The sequence below is a fragment of the Micrococcus sp. R8502A1 genome (assembly GCF_006704135.1).
Classification (GTDB): Bacteria; Actinomycetota; Actinomycetes; order Actinomycetales; family Micrococcaceae; genus Micrococcus; species Micrococcus luteus.
The window spans coordinates 21,856-31,838 of the sequence record NZ_VIGS01000027.1 but is presented as its reverse complement, the minus strand read 5'-3'; the positions used below and the strand labels follow the sequence as shown (position 1 = coordinate 31,838).

General features: G+C 71.8%; 8 protein-coding genes and 1 tRNA gene. All 9 read left to right on the top strand.

The features are described from left to right. Window positions 1-141: 141 nt before the first annotated feature. The 9 genes from rsmA (at window position 142) to FLM69_RS06750 (ending at window position 9,982) form a co-directional block, all read left to right on the top strand. Window positions 142-1,047, top strand: coding sequence for a 16S rRNA (adenine(1518)-N(6)/adenine(1519)-N(6))-dimethyltransferase RsmA (gene rsmA, locus FLM69_RS06790; RefSeq protein WP_255502747.1), 906 nt, complete (start codon window positions 142-144; stop codon window positions 1,045-1,047). Continuing rightward, window positions 1,044-2,012, top strand: a complete 969-nt coding sequence (locus FLM69_RS06785) for a 4-(cytidine 5'-diphospho)-2-C-methyl-D-erythritol kinase (RefSeq protein WP_036384944.1) — start codon at window positions 1,044-1,046, stop codon at window positions 2,010-2,012. The genes rsmA and FLM69_RS06785 overlap by 4 nt, the downstream gene beginning before the upstream one ends. 65 nt (window positions 2,013-2,077) lie before the next feature. Continuing rightward, window positions 2,078-3,919 carry an ABC-F family ATP-binding cassette domain-containing protein gene (locus FLM69_RS06780; RefSeq protein WP_036384943.1) on the top strand — a complete coding sequence of 614 codons (1,842 nt, stop codon included), beginning with the start codon at window positions 2,078-2,080 and terminating at the stop codon, window positions 3,917-3,919. A 140-nt stretch (window positions 3,920-4,059) separates the two neighbouring features. Beyond that, entirely contained in the window at window positions 4,060-5,553 is a 1,494-nt protein-coding gene (locus FLM69_RS06775; protein ID WP_036384942.1) for a sugar transferase, read from the top strand. Between the two features lie 64 nt (window positions 5,554-5,617). Then, window positions 5,618-5,689 (top strand) — tRNA-Gln (locus tag FLM69_RS06770). Between the two features lie 37 nt (window positions 5,690-5,726). After that, window positions 5,727-7,220, top strand: a complete 1,494-nt coding sequence (gene glmU / locus FLM69_RS06765; RefSeq protein WP_141843590.1) for a bifunctional UDP-N-acetylglucosamine diphosphorylase/glucosamine-1-phosphate N-acetyltransferase GlmU — start codon at window positions 5,727-5,729, stop codon at window positions 7,218-7,220. 85 nt (window positions 7,221-7,305) lie between these two features. Beyond that, a complete protein-coding gene (locus tag FLM69_RS06760; RefSeq protein ID WP_020627445.1) occupies window positions 7,306-7,875 on the top strand; it encodes a type IV toxin-antitoxin system AbiEi family antitoxin domain-containing protein in 570 nt (189 codons plus the stop codon). Then, window positions 7,862-8,890, top strand: coding sequence for a nucleotidyl transferase AbiEii/AbiGii toxin family protein (locus tag FLM69_RS06755; RefSeq protein WP_225348330.1), 1,029 nt, complete (start codon window positions 7,862-7,864; stop codon window positions 8,888-8,890). The genes FLM69_RS06760 and FLM69_RS06755 overlap by 14 nt, the downstream gene beginning before the upstream one ends. Window positions 8,891-9,001: 111 nt before the next feature. Continuing rightward, a complete protein-coding gene (locus FLM69_RS06750; protein WP_036340441.1) occupies window positions 9,002-9,982 on the top strand; it encodes a ribose-phosphate diphosphokinase in 981 nt (326 codons plus the stop codon). The last annotated feature ends 1 nt before the right edge of the window (window position 9,983 follow it).

Below are 9,983 nucleotides of genomic sequence, written 5' to 3'. Positions count from 1 at the left end.
ATGTGTATCATAGACAAGCCCTATGGTCTATCAAGCAACAGATAAAGGGTAGCAAGGAATTATTTAATCTATTAATATTTTTTATGAATAGAAACAAGCCCCACATGACGCAAAAGTGTACGATTGTCGGGAGCGTCAGAAGTGTATAAGAAACAGCCGCTGCTGAGCGCCGCGGACGTGCGGCGCATCGCCGCCGAGCTGGACCTGCGTCCCACCAAGCAGTGGGGCCAGAACTTCGTGATCGACCCGAACACGATCCGGCGCATCGTGCAGGCCGCGGACGTGACCGCGGACGAGCACGTGCTCGAGATCGGCCCCGGTCTGGGCTCGCTCACCCTCGGCCTGCTGGACGCGGCCGCCGCCGTCACCGCCGTCGAGATCGACCCGGTCACCGCCGCCCGCCTGCCGCGCACCGCCGCCGAGTTCCGCCCCGGGGCCGAGGACGCCCTCGCGGTGCTGCACGCGGACGCCATGACGCTGAGCGAGCAGGCCCTGGCCGAGGTCCGGCCCGCTGCCGCCGCCGGCGGCCCCACCGCGCTCGTGGCGAACCTGCCCTACAACGTGGCCGTGCCCGTGTTGCTGCACGCGCTCGCGGTCCTGCCGGGGCTGCGGCACGGCCTGGTGATGGTGCAGGAGGAGGTCGCGGACCGTCTCGCGGCCGGGCCCGGCTCCAAGGTCTACGGCGTGCCGTCCGCCAAGGCGGCGTGGCACGCGGACGTGCGCAAGGCGGGCACCATCGGCACCCAGGTGTTCTGGCCGGCTCCGCGCATCCACTCCGGGCTGGTCGCCTTCACCCGGCGCGAGCCGCCGGCGGGCGGCGCGCCCCGCCGGGAGGTCTTCGCCGTGGTGGACGCCGCCTTCGCCCAGCGCCGCAAGACCCTGCGCGCCGCGCTCGCCTCCTGGGCCGGGTCGCCGCAGGCGGCGGAGGACGCCCTGGTGGCCGCCGGCGTGGACCCGCGCGCCCGCGGCGAGGCCCTGGACATCGCGGCCTTCGCGCGGATCGCCGAGCACGGCCCGCGGCGCGCGGCGGAGGAGGTGAGCGCATGACGACGGAGGACCTCGGCCTCGACCCCACGGCCCGGCACGTCACGGTCAGCGCCCCCGGCAAGGTGAACCTGTCCCTGCGGGTGGGACCCCCCGGCGCGGACGGCTACCACCCCGTGGCCACCGTGTACCTGGCCGTCAGCCTGCGGGAGACCGTCACGGCGATCGCGCGCACGGACGGGAGGATCACCGTCGGCCCGTCGGGCCGCCACATCAGTCTGGCGGACACCCAGGACGTGCCCTGGGACGAACGCAACCTCGCGCACCGCGCCGCCGCGCACCTGCGGCGCACCCTCGGGCTCGATCCTGACACCCACGGCGTCCACCTCGAGGTCGCCAAGCAGGTCCCGGTCGCGGGCGGCATGGGCGGCGGCTCCGCCGACGCGGCCGCCGCGCTGCTCGCGTGCAGCGCCCTGTGGGAGACCGGGCACACCCGCGCCGAGCTCGCCGAGCTGGCCGCCCCGCTGGGCGCGGACGTGCCCTTCAGCGTGCTGGGCGGCGCCGCCGTCGGGCTCGGGACCGGGGCCGAGCTGACCCCCGTCGCGGCCCGCACCCCGGTGCACCTCGTCCTCGTCCCGGCGGACGCCGGGCTGTCCACCCCCGTGGTGTTCCAGACCCTGGACGAGCTGCGCCGGGAGGGTCACCTGCCCGACGGGCCGACGCGCCCGGAGGTGAACGAGGCCGTCCTGCGGGCCCTCACCGCGGCGGACCCGCTCGAACTCGCCACCGCCATGGACAACGACCTGCAGACCCCGGCCGTCGTCCTGTTCCCCGAGCTCTCGGACGTCCTCGACCTCGGCCTGGACGAAGGCGCGCTGCGCGGCATGGTCTCCGGCTCCGGCCCCACCCTGCTCTTCGTGGCGCAGGACGAGGCCTCCGCGCTGCGGCTGGCCTCGGCCATCGAGGAGCGCACGGGCGTGCGCGCCCTCCCCGTCCACGGCCCCGTGCCCGGCGCCCACGTGCTGTGACACCCGGCGGCGCACCCCGCCGCACCCGACCACCCCTCCTCCGTCCGGAAAGGACCACCTCCTCCATGGCCCACCTGCTCGGCGCCGAGAACATCGGCATCGCCTTCGGAACCCGCACCGTCCTCGAGGGCCTCTCCCTCGGCGTGGATGAGGGGGACCGGATCGGACTCGTGGGCCGCAACGGTGACGGCAAGTCCACGCTCATGCGCATCCTCGCCGGCCTTCAGGAACCCGACACGGGCCGCGTCACCCGCCGCGGCGGCGTCCGCGTGGGCGTGCTGGACCAGCAGGACCGGCTCGACCCGGAGCATACCGTGCGCCAGGCCGTGGTCGGGGACGTGGACGACCACGTGTGGGCCTCAGACCCCAAGGTCCGGGACGTCCTGGGCGGTCTCCTCGACGGCTTCGACCTGGAGCAGTCCGTGCGGGGCCTCTCCGGCGGCCAGCGCCGTCGCGTCGCCCTGGCCCGTCTGCTCGCCGGGGACGACGACGTCCTCTTCCTCGACGAGCCCACCAACCACCTGGACGTCGAGGGCGTCGCGTGGCTCGCCCGCCACCTGAAGCAGCGCTGGCGCCCCACCGACGGCGGCCTCGTGGTGGTCACCCACGACCGGTGGTTCCTCGACGAGGTCTGCACGCGCACGTGGGAGGTGCACGACGCCACGGTGGACCCGTTCGACGGCGGCTACGCGGCGTGGGTGCTCGCGCGCGCGGAGCGCTCCCGGCAGGCGGCGGTGACGGAGCAGAAGCGTCAGCAGCTCGTGAAGAAGGAGCTCGCCTGGCTGCGCCGTGGCGCCCCGGCACGCACGTCGAAGCCGAAGTTCCGCATCGAGGCGGCCAACGCCATCATCGAGGACGTCCCCGCCCCGCGCGACTCGGTGTCCCTGGCGAAGATGGCCACGGCCCGGCTGGGCAAGGACGTCCTCGACCTCGAGCACGTGAGCCTGACGCTGGGGGAGAAGCCGATCCTCGACGACGTCACCCTGCGCCTGGCGCCCGGCGAGCGGCTCGGCGTGGTCGGCGTCAACGGTGCGGGCAAGTCGACCCTGCTGCGCCTGCTCGACGGGCGCATCGCCCCGGACTCGGGGCGGGTGAAGCGCGGCAAGACGGTGGTCTCGGCCACCCTCACCCAGGACGTGAAGGAACTCGACGACGTCGCCCACCTGCGCGTCGCCGAAGTCATGGCCCGCGAGGGCTTGTCCTTCCAGGTCGGGGACCGCGAGATGTCCTCCGGCCAGCTGCTCGAGATGCTCGGCTTCGGCACCTCCCGGCAGTGGACTCAGGTCTCCGAGCTCTCGGGCGGCGAGCGCCGGCGCCTGCAGCTGCTGCGCCTGCTCGTGGGCGAGCCCAACGTCCTCATGCTCGACGAGCCGACCAACGACCTGGACACGGACACCCTGGCCGCCGTCGAGGATGTGCTGGACGGGTGGCCGGGGACCCTGGTGGTGGTCTCCCATGACCGTTACCTGCTCGAGCGCATCACCGACCACCAGGTCGCCCTGCTCGGGGACGGCAAGGTCCGCGGCCTGCCGGGCGGGGTGGACCAGTACCTCGAGCTGCGCGCCGCGATGGACGACGCCGGCGGCCCGGCCCGGGGAACCGGCGCGGCCCGAGGCCGCAACGACGTCGTCGGGACGTGCGCGGGCATGGGCGGGCCGGAGGAGGACACCGGACCCACCGAGGCGGAGCGTCGGCTGGCCCGCAAGGAGATGGCCCGGCTCGAGAAGCAGATGACCCGGCTCCGGGACCGCAGGTCCGGCCTCGAGGCGCGGATGGCCGAGCTGGGGCAGGCGCAGGACTTCGACGCCCTCACCGCGGCCTCCGCCGACCTGAAGGACCTCGACGCGCAGCTGGACGTCCTGGAGGAGGAGTGGCTGCAGGCCGCTGAACTCGCCGAAGGGGACTGACCGGCGGGCGCTCACAGGAGGGTGCGGCGGACGGCACAGCCATTCACAATTTCCGACCTATAATCGGGGGCCGGGGCACAGCAATGTGCTCGACCCCCACGACGTGAACCATCCCCCACGTCAGGACGGAGGAGCAGAGCGTGATCGCGAGTCCCGGTGATGAGTCGACCACGCACCGCATGGGCTCGACGGCCCGCGGTCGTGTCCTGGGTCGGCCCTGGGAGCGGGGCCTTCCGCTGCTCGTCCTCATCGTGGACGTGGTCGCGGTCCTGCTCGCCACCTTCGTGTCGGCCCAGCTCCGCTTCGGCGGATCGCGGCGCACCACCCTCCCCGGCACCGAAATCATCGACTACAGCGTCATCAGCCTCGCGCTGAGCGCGGCCTGGGTGCTCGCGCTGACCATCCAGGGCTCGCGGGACATCCGGATCCTGGGGGTGGGCAGCGAGGAGTACAAGCGGGTCCTGCAGGGCACCCTCTATCTCTTCGGCACCGTCGCGATCCTCGCCTATGCGGCAGGTCTCGAAGTGGCGCGCGGCTACGTGGGCCTGGCGCTGCCGCTGGGCGTGCTCCTGCTCCTGCTGGGCCGGTTCCTCGTGCGCGGGTGGGTGGCCCGGCAGCGACACCGCGGCAGGTTCCGGCGGCGGCTCCTGCTCGTCGGCGGCCCGAAGGCGGTCCGGCACATCTTCCAGGCCCTCGACTCCGAGGCCGGCGCCGGCTACGCCCCCGTGGCGGCGGCTCTCCCCGGATACAAGGCCCGGCAGGCGGACTACCTCCCGATACCGGTCTCCACGGACCTGGACACCGTGGAGGACGTGGTCGCCCTCGTGGAGGTGCGCGACGTCGAAGCCGTGGTGATCACCTCGGGCCATTCGTTCGTCCCCGGGGACGTCCGCCGACTGGGCTGGGAGCTGCAGGAGCGCGGCGTCTCCCTGATCATGGCGCCCGCGCTCGTGGACGTCGCCGGACCCCGCCTCCACACGCAGCCCCTCGCGGGTCTGCCGCTCATCCACCTCTCCACTCCGCGCCTCTCCGAGGGCAAGGCGTTCGCCAAGCGGGCGTTCGACGTCGTCGCGTCGGGTCTGGGCCTGATCGCCATCTCGCCGCTGTTGATCGCCGTCGCGATCGCGGTCAAGGCCACGGACGGCGGGCCGGTGCTGTTCCGGCAGGAGCGGATCGGTCTCGGCGGCAGGCCGTTCACCATGCTCAAGTTCCGTTCCATGGTGGTGGACGCCGAGGAGATCCGGCAGCGGCTCGTCTCGGACGGCGGGGATGCGGACGTGCTGTTCAAGATGAAGGACGACCCGCGCATCACCCGGGTCGGCAGGCTCATCCGCCGCACCAGCATCGACGAGCTGCCCCAGCTCGTGAACGTGCTGCGGGGGGACATGTCCCTCGTGGGCCCGCGGCCCCACCTGCCGCACGAGGTCGAGGCCTACGAGCAGTACGTGCACCGCCGCTTCCTGGTGCAGCCCGGCATCACGGGCCTCTGGCAGGTCTCCGGCCGCTCCGACCTCCCGTGGGAGGAGGCGGTCCGCCTGGACCTCTACTACGTGGAGAACTGGTCCATCCTGGGCGACCTCGTGATCCTGGGCCGGACCGTCAAGGCCGTGATCGCCGCCGACGGCGCCTATTGACCCCGGATCCGCGCGACCTGTGTGGAAGAATGGGCCGTCGTCGCCGCCCCCTGGGGTCCGGCGCTCCGCCCTGGTGTAATGGCAGCACGCCGGCCTTTGGAGCCGTGCAGTCTAGGTTCGAATCCTAGGGGCGGAACACCCGTCCTCTGACCTCCACCGGTGCAGGAGCCCTCATGTCCCAGCCGTCCCCCCGTCCCTCCGCCGTGATCGTCCTGGCCGCGGGTCAGGGCACCCGCATGAAGTCGACGACGCCGAAGATCATGCATGCGATCGGGGGGCGCTCCCTCGTGGGCCACGCGCTCGCGGCGGCCTGGTCGCTCGCGCCGGAGCACCTCGTGGCCGTGGTCCGGCACGAGCGGGCCCGCGTGGCCGAGCACCTCGAGACGGTGGCGGCCCAGCTGGGCATCGACGCGCTGGCGATCGCCGACCAGGACGACGTGCCGGGCACCGGCCGCGCCGTCGAGCTGGGCCTGGCCGCCCTGCCCGCGGACCTCGAGGGCACCGTCGTGGTGACCTACGGCGACGTCCCGCTGCTGACCCCGGAGACGCTCGCCCGCCTCGTCGCGGACCACGAGGCGGACGGCAACGCCGTCACCGTCCTCACCGCCACCCTCGAGGACGCCACGGGCTACGGCCGCATCGTCCGCGACGCCGAGGGCCTCGTGGAGCGGATCATGGAGCACAAGGACGCCCTCGCCCACGCCGAGTCCACGGGGGACGACTCCTTCGTGGCGATCCGCGAGGTCAACTCCGGCATCTACGCCTTCGACGCCGCCCTGCTGCGCCGCACCCTGCCGGAGATCTCCACGGACAACGTGCAGGGCGAGAAGTACCTCACGGACGTGCTCGGCATGGCCCGCGCCGAGGGCGGCCGCGTCGCCTCGGTGGGCACGGACGACGTGTGGGAGGTCGAGGGCGCCAACGACCGCCGCCAGCTCTCCGACCTGGGCCGCCAGCTCAACGACCGCGTGCTGCGCGGCTGGATGAAGGAGGGTGTCACGGTCGTCGACCCGTCCTCCACGTGGGTGGACGTCACCGTCTCCCTCGCCTCGGACGTCACGCTCAAGCCCGGCACCCAGCTGCATGGCACGACGTCGGTGGCCACGGGCGCCGTCGTCGGCCCGGACTCCACCCTCACGGACACGCAGGTGGGGGAGGGCGCCGTGGTGAAGCGCACCGACGCCACGGAGGCCGTGATCGGCGCGGGCGCGACCGTCGGCCCGTTCACCTACCTGCGCCCGGGCACGGTGCTGGGGGAGGACGGCAAGATCGGCGCGTTCTACGAGACCAAGAACGTGACCGTGGGCCGCGGCGCCAAGCTCTCCCACCTGGGCTACGCCGGGGACGCCGAGATCGGCGAGTACACCAACATCGGCTGCGGCAACATCACCGCCAACTACGACGGCGTCAACAAGCACCGCACGGTGATCGGCGCGCACGTGCGCACCGGCTCCAACACCGTGTTCACGGCCCCGGTGACCGTGGGCGACGGCGCCTACACCGGCGCGGGCGCCGTGGTCCGCGAGGACGTGCCCGCCGGGGCCCTGGCGCTGAACGCCGTGAGCCAGCGCACCCTCGAGGGCTGGGTGCCGGCCAAGCGCCCGGGCACCTCCTCGGCCGAGGCCGCGCGGGCCGCCGGCGCGGAGGGCTCCGGCGCTCAGGGCTGACCCCGCGCGCCCGACAAGAGGTCGGCGTGTCACAACCGTACCGATTCCGGTACGGTTGTGACACCAGAGATGAGGTGGTGATCCCGTGACGTATCGTGACGATCTGTGGGACGTGGCTGCGGGGAACCACGGGGTCATCACCACTACGGAAGCGGAGGAGGCGGGCGTGCCCGCCGTCGAGGTCCGCAAGCTCGCCCAGCGCGGCGTTCTGCGGAGGCTGGCCCACGGGGTGTACCTCCATCGCCAGGTTCCCCGCGACCGGTTCACGGACGCGGCGGAGGCCGTGGCCACGGGCGGTGAAGATGCATTCCTGGACTGGGACGCAGTGCTGTCACTGTACGACCTCGCCCTGGTCGATCCCTCCGTCGTACGGGTGGGCGTGACGAGGCGGTACCGCGGCTCGCCGCGCGCGCATGTACGAGTGACACGACGCCGTCCCCCGCCGGGCGACGAGGACCTCACCTTTCACGGCGGCGTGCGAGGCCTCACGATCAACCAAGCCCTTCGTGAGGCACTCGACCGCATCCCTCTCGAGCGCGTCGCCGCTGCGATCGAGGAGGCCCGCGCGCGCGGGCTGCTCACGGTGGGCGAGGCGAGGAGCTTGAAGAAGGACCTGGAGGCGCGGCAGAACGGTGGACATCGTGGCGGTCGATGACGTGGTCGTGGGCCTGGGCGATCTGGGAGCTCGAGGTGCGCCCAGGAGCGAAGGCCAACTCAACCGTCGACTGGAGGCGATCGCTGACGCGATGGGCGTTCCGGTGGACCGGGCGCGCCGGTTGCTGGGAGCAGTGATCGTGGCGCAGATGTTGCCGGAAGGCGTCGTAGTCAAGGGTGGAAATGGCGTTCGACTCCGACATGGAGCCACCGGGACGCGGGCGACCCGGGATCTCGATCTACTGGCTCGCGATCCCCAGCAGGCGCTGAAGGACTTGACCGGGTTCGTCGACCGGGGATGGGGGGCCGCGCCCGGGAGCAAGAGAGAACTCAAGGCCGACCCGGCTGCGACCCGGGTGGCCTTCTTCGGCACGGTGCATGAGGACGATCCTGCGGAGCCTCTCGGAGTGCCCGATCCCTACGTCCTGTCACGAGCGAAGGTGACCCTGCATTTTCTCTCCGCGAGGACAAGTTGGGTGTCGGTCCCGATCGAGATCGGGCGCGACGAATTCGAGGGCAGCACGCTGGCGCAGCCAGTCGAGGTCGTGGCACCCCAGGTCGCGGAGGCGGTCACCGCGTTGGGATGTGGAACACCGCGGTCTGTGGCCGTGATGGCTGTCGAGCAGCAGCTCGCACAGAAGATCCATGCCGTCACGGATCCACATCAGACGCGAGGCCACGATCTCGTGGACATCCAGTTGCTCTGGCATGGGGCGGAGGCCGAGGGTGGTGTCGACATCCCGTTGCTCGCAGATCTCGTCAGCCGTACTTTCATGTTTCGGTCACCCGGCCGGACTGCGGCAGGACACACACCGCATGAGTGGCCGCCTCCGGTCGCTCACGTCCGGACTCTCGAGCAGGGGTACCTGGATGCGCTGGAGGAGACACGAGTGGGTGCGGAGGGACAGGCCAGGCTCCTGCAGCCGCGCGTGTCCGACGCGGCGGATTGGCTGGAGTCGTTGATCACAAGGATCGCGCGGGCCGCCGGCGCCGAGGGCTCCGGCGCTCAGGGCTGACCCCGCGCGCCCTAGGATGGGTGCGAGGACCGGGCCGCCCCGGGCGGCCGACACCGACGCCGGACGCCGTCGGTCCTGGAACGCGAGACCACGAAGGATGTTGAGGACGTCATGACGGAGCTGAGCCGCAGCGAGGACAAGCGACTGGTGCTGGCCACGGGCCGCGCCCACCCCGAGCTCGCGCAGGAGATCGCCGAGGAGCTGGGCACCGAGCTGCTCCCCATGAGCGCCTACGACTTCGCCAACGGCGAGATCTACGTGCGCTCGGGCGAGTCGGTGCGCGGCAAGGACGTGTTCATCATCCAGTCGCACCCGGCGCCGCTGAACAACCACCTCATGGAGCAGCTGATCATGGTGGACTCCATGAAGCGCGCCTCCGCCCGCCGCATCACAGTGGTCTCGCCGTTCTACCCATACGCCCGCCAGGACAAGAAGGGCCGCGGCCGCGAGCCGATCTCGGCCCGCCTCGTGGCGGACCTGTACAAGACCGCCGGCGCCTCCCGCGTGATGAGCGTGGACCTGCACACCGCCCAGATCCAGGGCTTCTTCGACGGCCCGGTGGACCACCTGTTCGCCATCCCGCTGCTGGCGGACCACATCCGCTCCAGCGTGGAGGGCGAGGAGGTCACGGTGGTCTCCCCGGACACCGGTCGCGTGCGCGTGGCGGAGCAGTGGGCGGACCGCCTGGGCGGCGTGCCGCTGGGCTTCGTGCACAAGAGCCGGGACCTCACCGTTCCGAACAAGGCCGAGTCCAAGACCGTGGTCGGGGACGTCGAGGGCCGCGTCTGCGTGCTGATCGACGACATGATCGACACCGGCGGCACCATCGCCGGCGCCGTGCAGATCCTCAAGGACGCCGGCGCCAAGGACGTCATCATCGCCGCCACGCACCCGGTGTTCTCGGACCCGGCCGCCCAGCGTCTCGGCGAGTGCGGCGCCCGTGAGGTCGTGGTGACCAACACCCTGCCCATCCCGGAGGAGAAGCGCTTCGAGACCCTCACCGTGCTCTCGATCGCCCCGCTGATCGCCCGCGCGATCCGCGAGGTCTTCGAGGACGGCTCGGTCACCAGCCTCTTCGACGGCGTCGCCTGAC

Coding starts and splice junctions, on each gene's coding strand:
- FLM69_RS06785 (WP_036384944.1), top strand. CDS start 1,044: ATGACGACGGAGGACCTCGGCCTCGACCCCACGGCCCGGCACGTCACG.
- FLM69_RS06780 (WP_036384943.1), top strand. CDS start 2,078: ATGGCCCACCTGCTCGGCGCCGAGAACATCGGCATCGCCTTCGGAACC.
- glmU (WP_141843590.1), top strand. CDS start 5,727: ATGTCCCAGCCGTCCCCCCGTCCCTCCGCCGTGATCGTCCTGGCCGCG.
- FLM69_RS06750 (WP_036340441.1), top strand. CDS start 9,002: ATGACGGAGCTGAGCCGCAGCGAGGACAAGCGACTGGTGCTGGCCACG.